This is a genomic window from Cyanobacterium sp., assembly GCF_054166785.1.
Genome location: NZ_JBSZCP010000052.1, coordinates 57,859 through 79,908, shown reverse-complemented (window position 1 = coordinate 79,908; position 22,050 = coordinate 57,859). Strand labels below are relative to the sequence as shown.

21 protein-coding genes are annotated in these 22,050 nt (G+C 37.5%); 11 read left to right on the top strand and 10 right to left on the bottom strand.

Translation table 11 applies throughout. From position 1 onward, the window contains the following. Positions 1–274: 274 nt before the first annotated feature. Positions 275–1,108, top strand: coding sequence for an alpha/beta fold hydrolase (locus ACXITR_RS10755; protein ID WP_457997215.1), 834 nt, complete (start codon positions 275–277; stop codon positions 1,106–1,108). A gap of 351 nt (positions 1,109–1,459) precedes the next feature. Here the strand turns inward: ACXITR_RS10755 and ACXITR_RS10750 are convergent, their stop codons facing one another. Further along, positions 1,460–5,236, bottom strand: a complete 3,777-nt coding sequence (locus ACXITR_RS10750) for a class I SAM-dependent DNA methyltransferase (protein ID WP_457997214.1) — start codon at positions 5,234–5,236, stop codon at positions 1,460–1,462. Between the two features lie 83 nt (positions 5,237–5,319). Continuing rightward, positions 5,320–6,750: a folate/biopterin family MFS transporter gene (locus tag ACXITR_RS10745; protein ID WP_457997213.1), complete on the bottom strand. Its 1,431-nt coding sequence runs from the start codon at positions 6,748–6,750 to the stop codon at positions 5,320–5,322. A gap of 117 nt (positions 6,751–6,867) precedes the next feature. On the opposite strand from ACXITR_RS10745, the gene hpsO reads away from it, so the two are divergent. The 3 genes from hpsO (at position 6,868) to ACXITR_RS10730 (ending at position 9,901) form a co-directional block, all read left to right on the top strand. Then, complete coding sequence (gene hpsO / locus ACXITR_RS10740; RefSeq protein ID WP_457997212.1) at positions 6,868–8,040, top strand: hormogonium polysaccharide biosynthesis glycosyltransferase HpsO; 1,173 nt, start codon at positions 6,868–6,870, stop codon at positions 8,038–8,040. A 6-nt stretch (positions 8,041–8,046) separates the two neighbouring features. Further along, positions 8,047–9,228, top strand: a complete 1,182-nt coding sequence (gene hpsP, locus ACXITR_RS10735) for a hormogonium polysaccharide biosynthesis glycosyltransferase HpsP (RefSeq protein ID WP_457997211.1) — start codon at positions 8,047–8,049, stop codon at positions 9,226–9,228. A 160-nt stretch (positions 9,229–9,388) separates the two neighbouring features. Then, positions 9,389–9,901 (top strand): hypothetical protein, encoded by a 513-nt coding sequence (locus tag ACXITR_RS10730; RefSeq protein WP_457997210.1) that lies wholly within the window; start codon positions 9,389–9,391, stop codon positions 9,899–9,901. Positions 9,902–10,092: 191 nt separating this feature from the next. Here the strand turns inward: ACXITR_RS10730 and ACXITR_RS10725 are convergent, their stop codons facing one another. The 7 genes from ACXITR_RS10725 to ACXITR_RS10695 all read right to left on the bottom strand — a co-directional run bounded on the left by ACXITR_RS10725 (position 10,093) and on the right by ACXITR_RS10695 (position 15,760). Continuing rightward, entirely contained in the window at positions 10,093–10,722 is a 630-nt protein-coding gene (locus tag ACXITR_RS10725) for a ribonuclease H-like domain-containing protein (protein ID WP_457997209.1), read from the bottom strand. An 85-nt stretch (positions 10,723–10,807) separates the two neighbouring features. Then, positions 10,808–11,113 (bottom strand): DUF6679 family protein, encoded by a 306-nt coding sequence (locus ACXITR_RS10720; RefSeq protein WP_457997208.1) that lies wholly within the window; start codon positions 11,111–11,113, stop codon positions 10,808–10,810. 352 nt (positions 11,114–11,465) lie between these two features. Further along, on the bottom strand, positions 11,466–12,350 hold the full coding sequence (locus ACXITR_RS10715) for an alpha/beta fold hydrolase (RefSeq protein WP_457997207.1): 885 nt from the start codon (positions 12,348–12,350) through the stop codon (positions 11,466–11,468). 63 nt (positions 12,351–12,413) lie between these two features. Continuing rightward, a complete protein-coding gene (locus tag ACXITR_RS10710; protein ID WP_457997206.1) occupies positions 12,414–12,596 on the bottom strand; it encodes a hypothetical protein in 183 nt (60 codons plus the stop codon). 46 nt (positions 12,597–12,642) lie between these two features. After that, positions 12,643–12,852 carry a photosystem II assembly protein Psb35 gene (psb35, locus tag ACXITR_RS10705; RefSeq protein WP_457997219.1) on the bottom strand — a complete coding sequence of 70 codons (210 nt, stop codon included), beginning with the start codon at positions 12,850–12,852 and terminating at the stop codon, positions 12,643–12,645. A 45-nt stretch (positions 12,853–12,897) separates the two neighbouring features. Beyond that, positions 12,898–14,130: an exonuclease subunit SbcD gene (gene sbcD, locus ACXITR_RS10700; protein WP_457997205.1), complete on the bottom strand. Its 1,233-nt coding sequence runs from the start codon at positions 14,128–14,130 to the stop codon at positions 12,898–12,900. A 43-nt stretch (positions 14,131–14,173) separates the two neighbouring features. Further along, positions 14,174–15,760, bottom strand: a complete 1,587-nt coding sequence (locus tag ACXITR_RS10695) for a PilT/PilU family type 4a pilus ATPase (protein WP_457997204.1) — start codon at positions 15,758–15,760, stop codon at positions 14,174–14,176. 185 nt (positions 15,761–15,945) lie between these two features. Here ACXITR_RS10695 and psbP point away from each other — a divergent pair, with 185 nt between their 5' ends. The 6 genes from psbP (at position 15,946) to rsgA (ending at position 19,992) form a co-directional block, all read left to right on the top strand. Continuing rightward, a complete protein-coding gene (psbP, locus tag ACXITR_RS10690; RefSeq protein WP_457997218.1) occupies positions 15,946–16,509 on the top strand; it encodes a photosystem II reaction center PsbP in 564 nt (187 codons plus the stop codon). Positions 16,510–16,598: 89 nt separating this feature from the next. Further along, positions 16,599–17,183 carry a Maf family protein gene (locus ACXITR_RS10685; RefSeq protein ID WP_457997203.1) on the top strand — a complete coding sequence of 195 codons (585 nt, stop codon included), beginning with the start codon at positions 16,599–16,601 and terminating at the stop codon, positions 17,181–17,183. Positions 17,184–17,245: 62 nt separating this feature from the next. Further along, positions 17,246–17,575 (top strand): hypothetical protein, encoded by a 330-nt coding sequence (locus ACXITR_RS10680; protein WP_457997202.1) that lies wholly within the window; start codon positions 17,246–17,248, stop codon positions 17,573–17,575. Positions 17,576–17,593: 18 nt separating this feature from the next. Beyond that, the gene (locus tag ACXITR_RS10675; RefSeq protein ID WP_457997201.1) at positions 17,594–18,613 is read left to right on the top strand and encodes a hypothetical protein; all 1,020 of its coding nucleotides are present in this window, start codon (positions 17,594–17,596) and stop codon (positions 18,611–18,613) included. A gap of 89 nt (positions 18,614–18,702) precedes the next feature. Beyond that, entirely contained in the window at positions 18,703–18,924 is a 222-nt protein-coding gene (locus ACXITR_RS10670) for a sulfurtransferase TusA family protein (RefSeq protein ID WP_457997200.1), read from the top strand. Positions 18,925–18,933: 9 nt separating this feature from the next. Further along, positions 18,934–19,992, top strand: coding sequence for a small ribosomal subunit biogenesis GTPase RsgA (gene rsgA, locus ACXITR_RS10665; RefSeq protein ID WP_457997199.1), 1,059 nt, complete (start codon positions 18,934–18,936; stop codon positions 19,990–19,992). A gap of 25 nt (positions 19,993–20,017) precedes the next feature. Here rsgA and ACXITR_RS10660 read toward each other — a convergent pair whose 3' ends face one another. Next, positions 20,018–21,178 carry a DegT/DnrJ/EryC1/StrS family aminotransferase gene (locus ACXITR_RS10660; protein ID WP_457997198.1) on the bottom strand — a complete coding sequence of 387 codons (1,161 nt, stop codon included), beginning with the start codon at positions 21,176–21,178 and terminating at the stop codon, positions 20,018–20,020. Between the two features lie 551 nt (positions 21,179–21,729). Here ACXITR_RS10660 and ACXITR_RS10655 point away from each other — a divergent pair. Further along, positions 21,730–22,041 carry a carbon dioxide-concentrating mechanism protein CcmK gene (locus ACXITR_RS10655; protein WP_069790048.1) on the top strand — a complete coding sequence of 104 codons (312 nt, stop codon included), beginning with the start codon at positions 21,730–21,732 and terminating at the stop codon, positions 22,039–22,041. The last annotated feature ends 9 nt before the right edge of the window (positions 22,042–22,050 follow it).

Here is a 22,050-nt window from a genome sequence, read left to right as displayed (position 1 = left end):
GTCTAACTGAATATAGACCTACGTTATATAGGTTTTTTGACAACCTACACATCTCTTGTAGTGCCGCATACTCGGATTTAGCCAGTCCTCTAATTTGGTTTTTCTGTGTTTTAAACATTGTGTAATCTTTTCGCTATATCGGCATTATATACTGAGCAATATAGTATTGTCAATACTATATACTTAGAAAATATCAAGCCGTGCTGAAGCACGGGGTTTCTACCCAAAATCTTTGATGATAAACTAAAGATTTACAAAAATAGATAACATAACAGTGAAAATAGTAGAAAATAAAAGAAAAGTCGGTAACGTAGAATGGTTTTTCCGCTCTTGTTTTCCCGTTCAAGAAACAGATAAAAACCCCGTTTTTTTCCTCCATGGTTTACCATCCCAGAGTTTTTGTTGGGCGGAAATTATGCCTTTTGTGGCTGAATCAGGCTACAGTGCGATCGCCCCTGATTGGTTAGGGTGGGCGAATTCAGACAAACCAGACAAAAGAGATTTTGCTTACACTCCCGAAGCCTATATCCAAGCATTAAAAGAATTTATAGATGCTTTTAAAACAGAGAAAATCAGCCTAGTAATTCAAGGTTTTTTAGGTACTATTGGCATTCAATATGCCTTACAAAATCCAGACAAAATTGATAAATTAATTATCTTAAATAGTCCCATTTCTACCAGTGCAAAAGTACCTTGGTTAATTAAACAATGTGGCATCCCTTTCCTTGGTGATATGATAACCCAAGATCCCTTATTTGTCGATCGCACCCTAGAAAAAGGAGCAGGTTATGTAATTTCCGATGAAAATTTAGCCTACTACCGTAAACCCATCGTAACTTCTTCCTTGGCAGGTAGAACCATGGTAACTATGGTTAGAAAAATGCAGTTTTTTGACAGTATGAAAGAAATTGAAGCGGGATTAAAAACATGGGAAAAACCTTGTCTAATTATCTGGGGTGAAGATGATCCTTGGCTTAGTCTTGAGCCAGTAGAAGCCATTGCCAAAGCAAATTCTAATATTACGTTAAAGAAAATATCAGAAGCAAAACACTATCCCCAAGAGCATTTTTCTAAGGAAATTAGTCCTATTTTAGTCAACTTTCTCTAAATCATGGTTATTTGAAGGGCAAAGGTTGAGGGGATTTTTGTTTTTTGTTACAAATTATTGCAAAAATCGATTTTTTCTTGACTTTTGCCTTTTTTTAGCGGACAATGGAATTGTCTTTTATACAATGGGAATGTTTACATTTTTAATTATTTTTGCACAGATTTCCATTATATTATAAGTATATCATAACTAAAGTGAAATAACCACAAAAAGACGAAAAAAACGGCAAATTTTGGGTTTAAAGCACAAGAGAAAAGAAAAGCGGTATCCCTTCTCGTAAAATTTGAGAAAAAATTGACGATAAAAGTCCCCCAGAATTGGGGGATTTAGGGGGCGAAACCGCAATTTTTGTTATTCTTGACCTTCAACTATCTTAATTTCTTCCTCCGTTAGTCCATACAATTTATACACCAGTTGATCAATTTTTTCCTCTAACTCCTTGGTATCTGCTTCTTTATCTTTTTTCTTCATCTCCATTATTTTTGTCACTAATTTTTTAAATGGTTTTTCTTCTTTTTCTGTAATTTGTTGTACTGGTATTTGTTCCATAAAAACTTTTCTTAATTCTCTTGTACCGCCTAAAAGTTCTGAAAAATTATCTCTAAAACAATAATAAAATAACTTAGAGTTTAAAAAAGAAATCAACCAAAATATTTGATTTGTAATAATATGAAAGGACTTATCATTATGATAATAATTATCGTGAATATCTAAGAAGAAAGGAAAATACTTTGTCATATTAGGATAGATTATTTTTGGCTTTTCAAAATCTTCCCAATAGGCAATATTATCAGAAGTTTCAAACCAAGAGTTAGCCGTTTTTTTTCTTGAACCTTTTTTACCTGATTGATGTAACCTATCTCCAAAAGTTAATAGATATTCTTTAACACCAACAAAATCATCTATATTATATTTTTTAGAAGGAAAAGTCCCAATTAACCATAAATCTTGAAAGTCAGGATAATATTTTTGAATATCACGCCCACGCAAAAGAGGCTTAATAATATCCGCTGATTTACTATCTTTTTCTATCAACTCCTGCCTTTTTTTCCCATCAATAATAAATGCCTCATTGTAACCAGTTTTAATACCATAATTAATGCTAATATCCCAATCCTTTAAAGGTGTGCCTTGAGCTTCTATTTTCTGCTTAATTTTTAATACTTCCGCACTTTCAAAAGCCCAACTATTAATAGTTAAATTATCTTGTAAATAATCCTCCGTAACTTCATCTAAATAACCATGAAAATCATTAATTCTAAAACCATCCTTATCCACATCAGCATATATCAAATAAGAATCAGATAACTTGTTTTTCTGATAACCCAAAATAGCAGCATCCACCGTCGCCTCATCAAAAACCGACAATCCACTAAAATCGATAAAGTGAGTCAGGGTAGTATTTGCCAACAAAAATGAGCGCATTTCTTTCCCATAATTTGCCCTTGTAAATTTATTGGAGATGATAAATTGAAACATACCATCATGGCACAAAAGATTATATGCCAATTCCACAAAGTAGGTTAGTAAATCAGCAATGGAGTTATATATTTGATACCGTTGCTTTAGTAAAGGCTTGAGGGGTGAAAATTCTTCCTGACGAATATAAGGAGGATTACCGATGATGATGTCAAAACCGATAAAATCACCATTATCATTCAACACCTCGGGAAACTCAAAACGCCATTCAAAAGCATTACGATAAATACGATTATGCTTCTTATCATCAATCTCTAACTGCAACTTATTAACCTGCTTTTCTAACTGCTTAATCTTTTTCTCCTTGGCTTTTTTCTCCTTAACGCTTTCCTCCAACAAAGACTGTTGATTTATCAAACCATTCAACTCCCCTTCTAGCTGTCGCAACTTTTTGGAAGTGGGATCATTTCCCGTGATTTCATTGCTAAGATTATCCTTAATGAGTTTTATTAACTTGGTAATCTCTTGTTTTTGACGACGATTTTCGGGGCGATAATAGTTTTTAACCGCTTCCTTATAATCACTAATTTGCCGTTTAGTTTTGGGGGAAGTGAGGGAGTCGTTAATGGCAAAGCGACTGATAAGGGAGTTACCGCATTTGATGTTAATGTCAATGTTGGGTAAAGTTTCGAGGGTTTTTTGCCCTTGGGTTTCAGGAATATAATAGGCGTGTTTGAGTAATTCTATCCAGAGTCGAAGACGACATATTTTCACGGAGTTGATGTTAATATCTACCCCAAAAAGACTGTTTTCGATGATGGTTTGTTTTTCATGAAAGAGAGTTTCTTGGATTCGTTGGCTTTCGGGGTTAAGGGGATTGTAGGTAAACAGTTGGTTATCTTCGTCGGTGATAATTAACTCATCGTTTTCTACGGTGATGTGATAGTTTTTTAGGCGTTTCCCTTGTTTATCAACTAATATCTCTAACTCACTTTTGACGGCTAAGATTTCGTTTAATGCCGATACTAAAAAATGTCCTGAACCTACGGCGGGGTCACATATTTTGATAGAGTTAATGATACGGTTGGCTTCCTCGCTATTGTTAATTTTGTTGTATAAGTCGATGATGGTGTTACATTGCCATCCTTTGGTTTGGTTAAATTTGTTAATGATGGCACGGCGGATGGTTTCTTTACACATATACATGGTAATGAATCCGGGGGTAAAATATGAGCCGTCTTGATAGCCGTTGATTTTCTCGAAGATTAAGCCTAATACTGAGGCGTTGATTAGTCTTTTGTTATCTTCTTTGATGTCTCCGTTGCCTTCGCTACTAAAGTCATAGGCGCCAAGGAAGTTTAGTAGGTAGCTTAGGGTGTTGATTTCTCCTGTTTCTTTTTTTCCCTGACTATCTTTTAAGACGGTGTTACTATAATAATCAATATTTTTATTGTAGTTGAGAAGGGCGATCGCCCCTGTTTTTTTTTCTAAGTCGGTAATTTCAAACAAAGAACTATTGAGATAGGGAATGTGATAATATTTTTCTTGGATGGTTAAAGTGCGATCGATATTTTTCCTTGCCAACACCTGAAAAAAGAGAATATCTAAATCATCGAAATTTTCAATGAATTTACTGTTCAGAAAACTATAATCAGTATTATCATTAACCCCATCATTTGCACTGTTGCGATTATAAGTAATTAACTGGGCTTCCAATAATTTTAAAAACAAAATTCGGTTAATCCAAGTAATGACCAATTCTAGGGCAACATTAAATAATTGTTCTTCTTCCGTAGTGCCAAAATTATCTATTTTCTCAACATTATCCAACTTATTATAGGTTTTTAATTGATTAATAGTATTTTCTAATAAAGTACCTTCTAAACGTTTATCAAGGGGTAATCTACGAATAACTTTTTTACTACCTTCCTTGATTTCTGTTAAACCAATGATATGTAATAATTCACTATAAAAACCTTCATCTAAACTATTACTATCATTACTAAAAGGTAGTTTGAGAAGATGATAAGGGGATAAAAATTTATATAAATCATTGAGGGAATTTAACTCTACATGGTGATACTCTTGCAAGTTAAGATAAGCCACATTATCCCGTAACTCTTGTTCTACTTTATCGATATAAATTTGGGCAATTTCTTTGTAAAAAAAATCCGTACTCTTACCAGTCAAACGCCCCTGATTAAAATCATCAAACTTTTTTAATAACGACTTATCCCGATAAAATAATCTTTCAAATAATTCCGCAGGAAAAACAAACCAATCATAAATATTAGTAATAATTAAATGTTTTAACTCAATATTTTTATGATTAACCCTTTCTTGAAGATAGTAAAATAATAATTGCTGTAAGGACTTATTATTAAACTTCTCATAACTAATCATCTCGGATTTATTAGTAGGTTTTTTTACCTCAATAATAATCCCTACACTACTTTTTAGATCTTTACCATTATAAATTACTAAATCATCATTACCCTTAGTATTTAGATAATGATTTGGACTATAAAAACTATCATTAAGAAACGTTATTAAATTATTTTTATGGAACTCCTCCGACTCATTAATTTGATGGGCTGTAAGGGATAATAGATTGTCGATATTCTCCTTAAATTTTTCAACTTCTTTTTTGACAGAGGGTAACTTTAAAAAGCCTTTATTGATGTATTTTCTTAAGGATTGATTCGACATTATTAAATACTAACAACCTGTAATAATAAATTATTAAAATGCAAGTCCCCCAGTATTAGGGGATTTAGGGGGCAAAACCGTAATTATTTATTTTTACCACGATTTCCTGAAGAATATACCACTTCAGGCATCATATCATTAGAGGCGATCGCCCCGGGACTGTGATGCTCATAAACCTCGGATATAGGAAGATTAACAGAAGGTACATCCTGCGGATCATGATCTGGTAAAAAATTAAGTAAAAATAGAGGTAATAGACTAGATAAATTAGTAATCAAAAGTAATAACCAAAGATTGGAAAAATCAGTTTCCGTCACCCCCAACCACGCCGTTAATAAAGCCCCCAACTCATGGGAAATCAACCCAGCAAAATTCCAAATGGACATCAATAAAGCAAAGAAACTAGCCTCAATACCTTCAGGGCAAAGACGGGCAGATAATACCAATACAGGCATAAAAGCAATTTGCCCCATCACCGTCAGCACAAGACTATCCCCCAAACTAAACCAATGATCATCAATGCCCAAAGTACGGTTAAAATGGGTAACTAAAATTAAACTCGTCATCCCCAACAAAGAAGACAACACCACACTCCAGCCAAGCATCACTCGGAAAGAAATCTGTTTGAGCCATTTTTGATAACAAAACACCCCAATCAAAGAAGCCACACTGGTAACAAGACGCACCCTACCCAAAAACTCCGCCTGAAATCCTAACTCATTGGTAGTAAAAAAGAAAAAGGCAGAATCCGCACTAGGAGTACCCTGCCAGAGGGCGATAAAAATTACAGGGGCGAGGATAGTTTTTTGTTTGAGGGTATTCCATAACTGTTTTGTTTGCCCCCAAGCCGAGGGGGTTTCTTCCTCTTCCCTAAGGGGTTTTTCTATGATAAACCATGCCACCGCTACCACCACCAAAGGAAAACAAGCCGTTACCATAAACACCTGAGAGGCACTGAAATATTCCAACAATAAACCACTAAAGTAGGCGGTGATGATACCCCCCAAAGCAGAAAAGCCCCATGTTACCGATTGTAGTGAACCAGAAGTTTCTAAGGATTCATTCCTCGCCCTCTCCACCACCACAGAATCCACAATCACATCACTCATGGCAACGGATAAAGAAGTCATTAAAATGGCAATGGTAGCGCCCCAAGCACTACTGACAATGGTAGCTAAACTTAGCCAAGCGATCGCCCCTAAAAAACCTGATAGGATAAGATAACTACGACGACGATAGGAAAATAAGGGCTTAGAGTCACTAAAAAAACCGATAACAGGCTTTGTTACCCAAGGAATAGCCGCTACCCCCATCAAAGCGGAAACCTGGGCGGGGGATAACATCAATTCATCCTTGAGGAAGAAACTCACCGCCAACCTAGCCAAACCCAAGATACCTTGAACAAAATATACAGTTAAAATAGCTGCCAATTCGGGCGTAAGCTCATTTCCGAATAAAATTTTATCCTCAACAAACTTTTTCACCTGTTTTGGTTGATAAATATTAATAAACATAAATAAAGTTTAAGTTTTATGTCTCTATATTATCGCAACTGGTTTTTTTAATTTAATGATGGTTAGAATTCTGGATTGCTATATTATGATGAAGCATAGTGAGTAAGTGCGATCGTCATGAATATATTAGTAGTGGGACATTCCTACATAGTCAATTTAAACTGTGAAAGATTAAGGGAATTAGCCAAAATTGACCCCCATATTCAAGTTAGGGTGATTGTACCTAAAATTTGGAATCCGGGGGGTGTACAAAATAAAATCATCAAATCTGAATTTAAAGACGAGGGAAATTTTAAAATAGTACCCATTACTAACTATAGTCAAAATCACCAAGGACTATTAACTTTTAGCCCAGAAATTATCAATTTTTTAAAGGACTTCAAACCAAACATTATCCATGTAGAAGAAGGAATAAAATCCCTCGGTTATGCTCAATTCATTATCCTTAATAAACTACTAGGATTAAAAGCTAAAAATTTCTTTTTTACTTGGTGGAATATTCCTTACGCTCTCAAATTTCCCTTTAGCTGGTTAGAAAAATTCAACCTCAAAAATACCCATGGCTTCATTTCAGGGAATCAAGACGCATTAGATATTATTCGAGATCATGGTTATGAGGGTAAATCCATTATTATGCCAAACTTAGGTATAGATGAAGTATTATTTGCACCCCAAGAAGAATCCGATTTAAAACAAGCATTAAATATCGATAAAGAAGAATTTGTTATCGGCTTTGTTGGTCGTTTTGTGCCTGAAAAAGGTATTTTAACCCTAATAAAAGCAATTAGTAAATTAAAGGAAAATCATTGGAAATTATTACTATTAGGTAGGGGAGAATTAGAAGAAAAAATTATTACAGAAATGAATACTTTAGGATTAAAAGATCGCCTAATTATAATTCCTAGTGTTCCCCATGATCAAGTACCCCGTTATATTAACATGATGGATACTTTGGTATTACCATCGGAAACCGATGAGAGTTTTAAGACAATTTCAGCCAAGGGCTGGAAAGAACAATTTGGTCATGTTTTAATAGAGGCAATGGCTTGTAAAGTGCCTGTTATCGGCTCAGATTCGGGGGAGATTCCCTATGTAATTGGGAATGATGGTTTAGTGTTTAAGGAGAAGGATGAGGAGGATTTGAGGGGCTGTATTGAGCAATTAATGGATAACCCTGATTTGGCTAAGGAGATGGGGGAAAAAGGTTACAAAAAAACCATGGAAAAATATACCAATAGGGCTTTGGCAAAGAATTTATTAGAATTCTATGAACAAGTTTTGGGGGAGTAATTTACTTTGAAAATATTACAAATAATACCCTCTATATCCTTGGTTTATGGGGGCCCTTCTCAGATGATTTTGGGCTTGTGTAGGGCTTTGGCAAGGGAAGGGGAGGATGTAACTATTATTACCACTAATGCCAATGGTGATCAAGGACAAGCTCCTTTAGATGTGCCTTTGCAAACGGTGGTGGTGGAGAATGGCTATAGGATAATCTATTTTAATTGTTCGCCTTTTCGCCGTTATAAGTTTTCGGTGGATTTGTTGAGGTGGTTATGGAAACATGGTGGCGATTATGATGTGGCGCATATCCATGCGTTATTTTCCCCTGTTACTACTATGGCGGCTTCTATCTGTCGTTATCGGGGTTTACCCTATATATTACGCCCGTTAGGAACTTTAGACCCCAAGGATTTACGAAAAAAAAGGGGCTTGAAAAAAATATATGGTAATTTGCTAGAAAAACCTAACTTAAAAGGGAGTTTTGGGGTACATTTTACCAGTCAACAGGAGGCGGATGTTTCGGAGGATTTTGGGGCGGGGGTTAATCGTTTGGTGGTGCCTTTGGGGGTGGAAATTCAAGGGGGCATGATAGATGATGATTTTATCTATGGTAAGTATAATATTCCCCGTGATAGACCTTTATTATTATTTATGTCTCGCATTGAGCCTAAAAAGGGTTTACAATTTTTAATTCCTGCCCTGCAACGGTTATTAAACCAAGGGTACAATTTTCATTTTGTTTTGGCGGGGGCAAATCCTCAAGATAGGGAGTATGAAACCCAGATAAAAAATCGCATTACTTCCTCTGAATTATCAAATTTCACTACCATTACTGGCTTTGTGACGGGGGATGATAAGGTGGCTTTGTTACAGAAGGCTGATTTATTTTTACTTCCTTCTTTTTATGAAAATTTTGGCATTGCGGTGGTAGAGGCGATCGCCTTTAGTACCCCTGTTCTAATTTCTGACCAAGTTTATATCTATCAAGAAATCGAGAGGGCAAAGGCGGGATGGATATGTAGTCTTGATGAGGATGATTTACTAAAACAATTAATGATAGCCCTTGAAAGTGAGGAGGAAAGAAGACAACGGGGACTTAATGGGTTTAACCTAGTCCAACGAAATTATAGCTGGAGTGCGATCGCCCGTCAACTTATAGACATATATGATAAAGCAAAAGGCAATAGGCAGTAGGCAAAGTAATTATTTTTTAGATAAAACCATAAAAATAAATAGGTAAAAATCCCTAGGGATTATCTTAATTAAACTTAAGAAAAAAAGTTAAAATACTTAATATAAAGAGCCTAGAGGGTAAGTTATCCTAGAAATGTAGAGAAAAATAGGTATTATTATTATGAACATACTTTCTAGGGTTATCAATAAAGATTTGAATTGGAATGCCATTATTCTCAGCACCTTGGCATTTTGGTTTTGCAGTAGCTTATTTTTAGATTTTATTCTGATTCCTAGTTTATCCGTTAGTGGAATGATGAATGACGGCGGATTTGCCAATGTGGGCTTCCTCATTTTTGGAGTATTTAACCGCATTGAAGTAATTTGTGCTGCCCTTATTTTAACGGTGTCATTGGTGTTTTATTTTAACCATCAATTTCCTGAAAATAAACAAACCATTTTCCTCGTATTTGCTAATTTACTACTCCTAATTGCTTTAGCTTATACCTATATTTTTATTCCTCACATGAGTGCTTGGGGTTTATCCATTAATCAATTTAGTGCTACCACAGAAATGCCCCATCAAATGATTTCTTGGCATGAAGGTTACTGGGTATTAGAAGCTATTAAATATCTATTGGTGGGCAATCTTTTACGCTGGTGCTACAGCAACACTTGCCCCGTTAAAAATTAAGTTTTTCTTAATATAAAATAGCAAAAAAATGTTACATTTTATAACTAATAAAGTTCCCCCAAAATGGGGGTTTTTCATGGAAAAATACTATACTATATTCCTAGATAAAAGTACATTAATGAAATTAATAATGGGTTAACCCATTACCCATAAATAATAAACAAAAGTACGGTTTATAATATCGGTATTTTTTAGTGTTCAAAAATATCTTTATAATAATTTAAATCTAACTCTACAAATAAGGAAATGGTATCAATACATTTTTTAGCCAAATCCCAACGCTCTTCCCTTTGTAGCATGGTGATCAATTTTTCCCGCATAGGAATTAGATAGCGTACATCGTTGGCGGCGTAGCTCAACTGTTGAGGAGAAAGACTTTCAACGTTACCCCAATCGGAACTTTGGGCTTTTTTGTCTAATTCTACCCCCTCCAACTCTTGAACAATGGTTTTTAAGCCATGGCTACCTGAATAGGTACGAGCCATTTTACTAGCTACTTTGGTACAAAATATCGGCTCAGTTTTTGCCCCGAAAGTATATAAAAATTGAGCAACATCGAAACGGGCAAAGTGGAAAATTTTGGTGATATGTTGGGCTTCTAAAAGTTTAACAAGATTAGGAGCTTCGGTTTGATTTCTCTTGATGCGGATGGCGGTAACAAATCCTGTGCGATCGCACAATTGGACTAAGCAAAGGCGATCGCGCTGAGGCACTAAACCCATGGTTTCCGTATCAATGGCCAAAACATCGCTTTGATTATATTGCTCAAAAATATCAAGGGGTAAATCCCCCTCACAGACTAAAAAATTATCTAATGACATAAATAAAAAATTATGAAGATGACAAAGGGGGCTGAAAACTCAACCCCCCCTAATTTTCAATGGTTAATCATTAATTGTCAATTATTTATTCCTGGTCTTGACGACGGGGATAAATCTGCTCGGCTTCAGGGCAATCATCAGAAACATTAATTTCAGTGTTGCCACGGGGTACACAGGCAAGTTTACGACTGACAGCGCCAATACTTTCTAAACGAACAAACTCTTCCCAAGAGCTATTTTCATAATCTTCGTCCATTTCATAGCGAATGGTTACGACATCTCCTTCAATTCCGATGATTTGTGCATCTTCAATCCATCGTTGTTGATCCCGCAAGAACACAGAGACATCACAACCTTCTTTGTACATTTGATAAATCTTGCGGTCTAGCATAGACTTTCCCTTAATATTCCTAAAGATCAAATTGGTTTTTACGATAAAAGTAAATGATAATTTCCGAGGGGAAATGGGGGAAACAGAGTAACGGTTAAACAATCTATTATAACTAATTTCCCCGTTCAGAGGATTAAATCCTATAGATTAAAATCATGAACTGCAATCAAATTAACTTTCTTCTTAATATTTGTTCTATTCCTGAAAAATAACCAAAATTTTAATACAGCTTGGGACTTAAAATCATTGATGAGGCTTACGGTTTTAAGCCCTAGCAGTGGAGAGAACATTACTTGTATCATTCTAAATTTATTTAGTCTGGGGTAAGATCTAATTATTATTAAGACTGCCATCATGGTAGCACTTTATTTTTGTTATGTTGGTATTTTTGAACAATTGTTAAAATTTGTTCATAGACTAGCTCAGTCTGCTCTAGCATGGCAAAATGACCACAATCATCGATTTCACAGATATTATCATGGTGATTTTTAAATAGTTCATGGAAACTGGCTAAATGTTTGACATATTTGGTTTCCATAATTTTGTCTTGTTTCCCCGCAATAAAATGTAAGGGTTGAGACAAACGAGCGACTATTTGGGGTAATAGGTGAACTTGTTCTTCGGTGGTAGATTCTAGTAAAGAGGCGATGGCGGCTTGTTCTTTTGCCCGTAAAAAGTCTTTTAATCTTTTTCTGCCCCAATACCTAGAAAGGGGTTGTTTGACCATCATCCGAGCGAAAACCAGATCCAGCAGAGGAATATAACCGAGCCATGGCGCCCGAAATTTAACCATTTTTTCCCCTGCCCCTCGAAACTGTTCAAATTCTTCTTTGAGGTATATGCCACCCCCTGCATTAACGCAGATAGCCCCTTCTACCACCTCATCACACATATCTGCCCCCCAAATGGCTACACTACCGCCGAGGGAATGACCAATTAACCAAGCCTTTTTGATGTTGAGGGTTAGTAACAATTCTTTTAAGTCAGAGGCGTAGCTTTTGAGACTAAAGGCGGAATTATCACACTCCCCTAGATTGGATTGGGAATCACCAAAACCTTTTAAATCGTAGGCTAGACAGGGATATGTGTCCCGTAGTTTTTCGATGAGGGGTTGCCAATATTCATAACTTAGAAGCCATCCATGGATAAAAATAAGGGTAGGAGGGGACGAATCTTGATTCGGTGGGGTGGTTAATTGATAAAAATGCTCTACACCACCAATTTCGATTTTACTCATTGACTGGTTTTTTAATGTTCCCCTCCTATTTTCCCACAAAAAGTGTTTTGTCAACCCATCTTGCTAGTTTTTAGCAGTTTCGGGAAAGGTGATATGCAATTCTTCGATGAGTTCGTCTAATTCATCGAGGGCTTGGGTGACATCTAGTTTTAAGTTACCAAGATCTGGTTTTTGTGATAGTGTTACTAACATTTCACGTTTAGAGGCGATCGCCATTATCTTTTCTTTAATAGTGGTTGAATCCATAATATTTTGCCGATATATTCCTCTGCTAATATAGCATTAAGGCAATTCACTCTTGATCTTCTGGGGAGGATTGAGAATTAGTTTTGAGATCGGGGATAAAATCAGGTTTTTGAGAATCTTCCCAGCCCACAGGACGTTTAGAGTTGTACCAAGCAATTAAACCAATGGACACCGCCGCTACTAAACCCACCACATAAACCGCCACAAAATAAATGGGAAAATCTCCCGCCACGGCAAAAAAGATTAAGTTACTCATCATAAAATCTCAATATCAATAATTCGTTAACAATTTTAAGGCTTATCAAGAAATTTGTGCCAATAAACCCTCCGCCGCCCTGAGCATATCATCGGCAATATCTTGGATGTCTTCTCGGTTATCAAGATAAGTAGATAAAGCAGAATAGGGATCTAAATTATTCCCTACCCCCAACTCAGGCAGACGACGACGATTTTCTACACTGACCAGATTAGCCCGAATGGTGTGGGTATGGGCAGAATCTAAAGCCTCCACTAAAACATTATTTTTAATAGCTTCCAGTTGTTCCGAGCGCACCTTATAGATTAATCTTACCACCGCATCTTCAATGGCATTAGAGGCGATCGCCCTTAAAATATCAGCCAAAGGATCACCACTCTTACTAACATCCACCTCAATAGTACAAAAAGGACGAGCAGGAAGCCCACAAAACTGCCAACTAACCTTTTTTTGTTCATCAATATCAATCAAAACAAAACCCTTCTCCTCCTTCTCCTCCGAAAAATCCACCCGCTCAATGCTCCCCGGATAAACCACAGGGGGATTATTACGAAGATTCAAATTTTGATGACGATGGACATGGCCCAAAGCTACAAAATCCAACTCAGGACGAATCAACATCGACAAAGGAATCTGAAAACCCTTGCCCACCGCCAAAAAACGTTCCGCCCCCAACTGAGCCCTTTCCGCCATCAAATGAGCCAACAAAATAGTCGGCATAGAGCTATCCAAAGCCCTAATTTCCCCCTCCAAAGCCACTTCCACCTTTTGAATCAATAGCTGATTAATTTTCTCCATGGACAACCCATTACTTTCCTCCTTAGTCAAAAATACCGAACGAGTCAACCAAGGCAAAGTAATGACCTGTATAGGGCCCGATTTAGTCTCAATGACATGGGTAGTTAACCTTTCCCCCACCGTAATATTAGGCACTCCCAAACTGTGGTAGATAGATAAACTAGCATTGCCTACCCTCTGATTATCCTGACTATGTTGATCATGATTACCCACCAACAAAATAGTCGGAATACCCGCCTCCCCCAAACGGCGAAACTGGGAAGCAAAAGCCGACTGTAGATAAGGAACAGGGGTACTATCAGGAAAAGCATCCCCCCCAAATAAAACCAGATCCACCGACTCCTCCAAAGCCCTATCCATACAGATAGACAAATTATTAACAAAATCATGAAAACGAGTATTTAAACCTGTCTCCGAGCTAATCTTCCCGTGGTTAAAACTACTGCCTAAATGAATATCACTCAAATGTAATATTTTCATATCTTGATTCCGTTAATAAAATGTTTACAAAAAGCAGCTAAAATTAAACCCTGCCCCGTAACATCATTGCCATTTCATTGCGTACAGGGGATTTTTCAAGGGCTGTTTCCTCAGTAATGCGACCTTCTTGATAAAGATTGAATAGCGATTTATTCATGGTCATCATACCGTCAAACTCTCCCTCATCCATTAAGCTAGTAATTTCATCGTACTTATTACTTAAAATGTAGTCCTTAACAGTTTCCGTGTTGATGAGAATGTCATGATAAGCCGCCCTTCTTCCGTCCGTGGTACGGCATAAACCTTGGGCAATGATACTTACCAACGACTCAGCGAGCGCACTGCGGATGGCAGTTTGTTCCTCTGCAGTATATAGAGTGAAAATACGTTCGAGGGTTTTTACCGCACTATTGGTGTGCAAAGTACCCATCACTAAGTGACCCGTTTGAGCCGCTTTAAGAGCCGTATTTACCGTTTCCTTATCCCTCATTTCCCCCACCAGAATGATGTCAGGATCTTCCCTTAAAGAAGCCTTCAGGGCATTATCAAATTGGAGGGTATGAACCCCTACCTCCCGTTGCTTAATCAAAGACTTACGGCTTTTATGGACGAATTCCACAGGATCTTCAATGGTGATGATATGCTTACTTTGCTCTGCGTTGATGTAATCAATCATGGCCGCTAGGGTGGTGGATTTACCCGAACCCGTAGGCCCTGTAATCAAAATTAATCCTTTATGGGCTTCGCAAACATCTCTAAAAATAGGAGGTAGTTTCAACTGCTCCATGCTCAAAATTTTGAGGGGAATCAGACGTAACACCAAAGCATGACCTCGTAAGGTGTCGAAAACATTGATCCTCACCCTCGCAAAATCGTATTGGGTAGCCCCATCAAACTCTAATTCCTTCTTAAATTTTTGAATGTCTTGGGGTCGTAAAATTTCCTGCAACCAACTCATGAAAGTATTACTGTCAATTTCAGGATATTGATCTAGGGTGAGCATTTCTCCCCGATCGCGCATACGCACCATTTCACCTACCCCTAAATGGACATCGGAATAACCCTCATCATAGGCAATCTTGATCAACTCCTCCAAGGAAGGTTGCCCCGGGGCGCGTTGGGAAGGAGGGGTAAGGGGTACATATTCTCTTTGGGGGGCAGCAGGGGGATGCAGGGGCGCCCTAGTCCCCATGGGAGCTCCTCTTTTTACCCCCGTAGGCTCTGGTGCCATTCGGCGAGTATTCGTTGTAACAGCCCCACCAGAGGGCGTTCTACCAGGTAAGCCTCCTCCACTCAAAGGAGAAGGAGTACGGGCAGGAGTATTGCCCAATCTATTACTACCCAAAGGAGGAACCTGTGTTCCCGGATTAATCTGGGTTACCCCATCGGAACTATCATCATCATCTAAGTCATCATCCAAGGAAAGAGGTTTTCTACTGCCAATATCGATCATATCCTTGGGTTGATTTGTGGGGGTAGAGCGGGATGAAAGGGGGGGCATTTTTCCCAGACTAACTCTGGTTTGATCATCATCTTCATCCTCAATCTTCGGTTTGCTCCCATTAGCCCCGGGGGGCATCAGAGGAGGTAAGGGTAATGGTTTTTTTGGGTTATCTGCTGAATTAGTCATCTTTCATCCCTTATCTATTAATTAATTCAATTGTACTTAGCCTGTCAAGATTAGAGCAATTTCCCTTAATAAAACTCTATTTTTTTCCTAGGAATTGACAAATTAATGCTTGTTTAATTATTTATCCATAAATAATAAGGGGTTTTCATGGGAAAATGAGACAAAATATTTTTAACATGGAAATTATGATAAAACGCTTACTCTCTTTTTTATTAATTATCCTAACCTTTTCCTTGGTATCTTGTACGGGTGCTATCGGTGGATTTGGGTTACAACGTTATACCGATGCCATTGATGGCTATGAGTTTCTATACCCTAATGGTTGGATGCCTGTGGAGGTACAAAATGCTTCGGAGGGGGTTGATGTGGTTTATCGAGACTTCATCGAGCGCACCGAAAACCTAAGTGTAATTATCAGCAAGGTAGGAGATAGCAAGGAATTGTCAGATTTAGGCACTCCTACGGATGTGGGTTACCGCTTTATGAAAATGGTAAACCAAGATCCTGATTCGGGTAGAAATGCCGAATTGATTTCCGCTGAAAAAAGAGAGGTAGATGGTAAGGATTATTACATCCTAGAATACTCGGTCAAGCTAGGGGAGGATCAATACCGTCATAATCTGGCTAGTGTAGTGACAAACAATGGTAAATTGTTCACTTTTAATATCTCCACTTCCGAATCTCGTTGGGAGAATGTATCTGAGTTATTTAGAGTGGTTACTAATTCTTTTTCCCTTGCTTCTTATTAGTTTGCTTGGGGGGTAGGGGTTGAACAATGTTTAACCCTTACATCAAATGCTCGATAATATATATCCTAATATTTTTTTTTAGATAGTTCATGACTAAATTTATTTTGGCTTCCGCTTCCCCTGCCCGTCTGAAACTACTGCGGATGATTGGCATTAATCCTCAAGTGGAGGTGAGTAATTATGATGAATCTTTGGTGGATTTACTCAATCCCCATAACCTCGTTAATACTTTGGCGGAAAATAAGGCTTCTATGGTGGCTCAAAATCATAATGATGGTTTAATTTTGGGCTGTGATTCTGTGTTAGCTGTCAATGGGGAAATCTATGGCAAACCTGAAAATGAACAGGACGCTATTAACCGTTGGCGTAATATGCGCGGTAATGGGGGTAAGTTATACACTGGTCATGCTTTACTGGATCTTAATAATGGTCAAAGGGTGGTTAGGTGTGGCATTACGGAGGTTTATTTTGCCAATGTGGATGATGATACCATTAGGGCTTATGTGGCGACGGGAGAGCCTTTAAAGTGTGCTGGGAGTTTTGCCCTTGAGGGGAGGGGTGGTTTTTTGATTGATAAAATTGTGGGTTGTCATAGTAATGTGATTGGTTTGAGTTTACCTTTGTTACGACAAATGTTAACGGAATTAAATTATCGAGTCACAGATTTTTGGTAAAATTTGGTCAGGTTATGGGTTAAGCTATTTGAAGAAATTTTAAAAGAGAGTCTCTTTTTGATATGAGTAAAATACAAGAAATTAAGGCACAAATTAGAGACGGTAACATTGATCAAGCAATGGCGATCGCCATGTCAGAAGCCCTAAAAATCGAAATTGTTACCAGTTCATCTCCCCATCAACAACCTAATCAAGATATACATTTTCGTAGTACCGTTAATCTCCTCGAAAACGAAATTGAGAATGAATTAGGAGGCTCTTTTGAGAATCAAGATAATAATGAAAAAATTCAAAAAATCCATTTTCAAGAAGTAGAAAATGCCCATCAAAGAATATTACAAAATATTCAAAGTTTACAAAATATGTTCACCCTGCTCCAAGAAAACTCATAATATTTAATAGTTGTAAATATGGATAGCTCTCAACAAATTAATGAAGCTCTAAATCAAAAAAACTATAAACAAGCTCTATTAATAGCCCTTAGTAATAGTTTAAAAATTAAGTTAACCACGTCTTTAAAAACAAAAAATCAGACCTGTTCTATTACCAAGGAAATTGATCTAGTTCAAGGGTCAAAAACCCACATAGACTCAGAACTTTTAACCCCCAATCATCAAACTATCGTTGATTTTCACCAACAAAAAACTAGCGAAATTTATCAAACTTGGGAACAAAATAGGGAAACTCTCCTCAAGGCTTTTGATCTTATGGCGGGGGGAAATCTTAATCTTGAACCTTTGCAGGGGAGCAATATTAGTTCTTTTGAAAAACAGGAGTTAACCCAAGAATATATTAGTAATATTCCAGAAGATTTTGATGAGTTTTCTGAAGAGAATGAAGTGGATAGTGGGGATGAGGATAGTTTTATATCTGATGCAGAATTTGATGATTTTGATTCTAATGAAGAAGACAATAATCAATATATTTCCGAAGCACAATTCGATGATTTTGACTCCCCAGAGGAAGATGATATAGAGGAGGATGAGTTTACCCAAATTATCTCTCCTGATGAGGTGGCAGAGGCTAGTTATGATGATTTTGATGATAGTTTTGGGGAGGATAACAGCGAAGAAAGTTGGGTTGATGATGTGGTAATTCAAGATTCTGAAGAAAGCGAGAATATTAATGAAGAAATTATCAACCATGATTATGTATCAGAGGATGAGTCGGAGGCACTTTTTGAGGACACTGATTTTAATGGGTTAGGAGAAATGGATTCTTCTGGCGGTGGTGATGATGAAGCTGATTGGGGGGATTTATTGGAAGATAATCAAACCCATGGGGCGGCAGAGGAGGTCATTCCTACCCCAGAGGAGGATAGTGTTGATGATTGGAATGAATGGATAGAAAGTCAGGATAGTGGTGAAATATCTTGCAATCCAGAGGAAATTGATTGGAGTGAGGATGATTGGACTGATACTCCTGCTTAAATAATCAAATTTATTGTAATTTTGCCGTAGCTTCTAAATTATTTTACTAGATAAAAAGCGTTGTTTTAAAACATAAAATAAATAAGGAAATGAGTGAGCATAAATTAGATTTGAGAGGAACACCTTGCCCCCTAAATTTTATTCGGAGCAAGTTACAATTGGAAAGGATGTCATCGGGTGAATTATTGGAGATTTGGTTGGATGGGGGAGAACCCATTGAGCAAGTGCCGAATAGTCTTAAAATGGAGGGTTATGAGGTGGAATCCATTACTCCCTTGGATGACTACTTTGCCTTAAGGGTCAAGTCTTAATTCATTATTATGACTAAATACGATACTAAAATTGGCACGGTAATGGCGGTACAAGCAAACTTTTATCAAGTACGTCTTGATGAGGGGCAAACTCTTCTTTGTACTCGTCCTACCCGTCTTAAAAAGATTGGTCAAACGGTGCTAGTGGGCGATCGCATTTATGTAAAATCCACAGAATTTGAGCGAGGGGCGATCGCCTCTGTAACCCCCCGTAAAACTGAACTACAACGCCCCCCCATGGCCAATGCAGACCAAATATTATTGGTATTTGCCCTCGAAGAGCCAACCCTAGATCCTGTACAGTTGAGCCGTTTTTTAGTTAAGGCAGAATCCACAAACTTAAAATTATTGTTAGGACTAAATAAAGCTGATTTAATTAGTCAAAAAAAACGAGAAAAATGGCAAGAAAAATTAACATCTTGGGGGTATAAACCCTACTTTTTTAGTATAGAAAAAAGCGAAGGTATCGAAGCATTAAAAACAACATTAAAAGATAAAATAACTATTCTCGCCGGGCCTAGTGGAGTCGGAAAATCGAGCCTAACTTCCTTGTTGATTCCTCAACTAGACATCCGCATCGGTGAAGTATCAGGAAAACTACAAAAAGGCAGACACACCACCCGCCATGTGGAATTATTTGAGATGCCCCAAGGGGGATACATAGCCGATAGCCCCGGATTTAATCAACCTGACTTCGATTGCCCTTCCCAAAATTTGATTAACTATTTTCCCGAAGCCAGACAAAAACTTATTCAAGGACAGTGTAAATTTAATGATTGTTTACACCAAGAAGAGCCAGAATGTGTGGTAAAAGGTTCATGGGAAAGATATGAATATTATCTACGATTTTTACAAGAAATTCTCGCCCAGGAGGAAAAAACCGCTCAAACCCGTGATACAGAATCGAGCGTCAAAAAAATGGTCAAAGACTCTGGGAAAGTTTATAGCGAACCAAAATTAAATACAAAAAAATATCGTCGGGTATCTCGTCGCCTCAGTCATCAACAGCTAGAGGAGTTATACAATAATCAATCTTTGGAGGAGGAAAATAATTTCTTCGATGATTAATTTTTTTTAGCTAGGGGCATAAATGTCAATGTTTGATTACCTCTTTGATTTTATCTGATACTATTTCTAACTGTTCATCTTTAATGCCTGGATACATGGGCAAGGAAAGAATATTATCACAAAGACTTTCGGCATGGGGAAAATCTCCTTTTTGATAACCTAAATAACGGTACGCAGGTTGTAGATGACAAGGAATGGGGTAGTGAATCCCTGTTTGAATACCCATGTTATTTAATTTATCTTGGATTATGGTACGATTTAGGGTTTCTGTGCGATCGCCCTTAGGGGAAGGCTTTATATTAATAACATAAAGATGATAAATATGTCCTTTTCCCACCACATTTTTTATGGGAGTGATACCGTATTCAGCCAAAGGTTGTAAAAGTTGGTCATATTTTGCCCCCGCCTGATTACGCCAACCATTCCATTTTTGTAAATGGGGTAATTTTATTTTTAATACCGCCCCTTGGAGAGTATTTAAACGGCTGTTAGTACCAAATTCGGTGTGATAATACTTTTTAGGGGCGCCATAGTTTCTGAGACTACGCACTTTTTGGGCTATCTCCCCATCATCCGTTACCACCATCCCCCCATTACCAAAAGCCCCCAAATTTTTACTAGGATAAAAACTAAAGGCACTGGCTAAACCGATACTTCCTGCGGTTTTTCCTTCCCGTTGGGCAAGGTGGGCTTGGGCGCTATCTTCAAAAATAATTAAATTATTACTCTGGGCAAAGTCTTGTAATTTTTGGGGTGATACCATCTGCCCATACAAATGTACTGGAACAATGGCTTTAGTTTTCTTGGTAACTGCCTTTTGTGCTGATTCTAAATCCATGAGGGCGGTATTAATATCACAATCCACTAACACAGGTTTGGCCCCTGCCAAGATTACCCCGATAACCGTAGCGATGAAGGTATTAGCAGGAACCAGTATTTCATCCCCCTCCATGATACCACAAGCCCTGAGTCCAAGGGCGATCGCATCAGTCCCACTGCCTACCCCCATACCGTATTTTACCCCACAAGCCCGAGCAAAATCCTCCTCAAACTCCCTTACCTCCTTACCTAGAATAAAATCTCCCCTCCTGATGACATCCCCCATCGCCCCCTCAATCTCAGACAATAAAGGCTCATTTTGCCAAGCCAAATCCACAAAAGGAATATTAAGTAAATTATTATCCATCAAAGTTATTAAAATAATCTTATTAATTAACCATTAATGGTAAAAGATATTCCGTAGAGATATGGTTACAAATTAATTTTTGTTATCCCTCCACAAACATTAATGGGAATAAACCCTAAGCACTACCACAAAATATAAAATAATCACAATATCGTAATAAAACTTTATCTAATTTGCTCCTACAAAACCTAAACTTTTCAAGAAATTTTGGTTCATTGTAATCCCCGATTATCTTGCCAAGGAAAAAAAACGAAGTGTAATCAGAAAAATTAAGAATCATTAAAAATCGTTAAGGAAAAGATTAATAAATATCATCATCCTTTATCTTGTCAAACGTACCACCCTTGTTTATGCTTATGTTAGATAAAAATTAAAATTCTGACATCAAAGTAAAATTATCAGTCAAAAAAAATTAAACTAAATTAGTTTTTTTAAGCTAACTAGATTTTTTTCCCGATAGAAGGAATTAACCGTCTAACAAAGTAGTACATAAGCACTGCTTCCGTGGTAATTTTAACAAAATGCAGAATAGGAGATAAAAAAAACCAAAAATGTCAATTGCAGTAGGAATGATTGAAACCCTAGGGTTTCCCGCAGTGGTAGAAGCCGCTGATGCTATGGTGAAAGCCGCTCGTGTAACCCTTGTGGGTTATGAAAAAATCGGTAGTGGTCGTGTAACCGTAATTATTAGAGGAGACGTATCCGAAGTACAGGCATCCATCGCCGCCGGGATTGAAAGAGCCAATGGTGTAAATGGTGGAGAAGTGCTATCTACCCACATCATCGCCCGTCCCCACGAAAACCTCGAATACGTTTTACCTATCCGTTATACCGAAGAAGTAGAACAATTCCGTAGCTATTAAACAAAAACC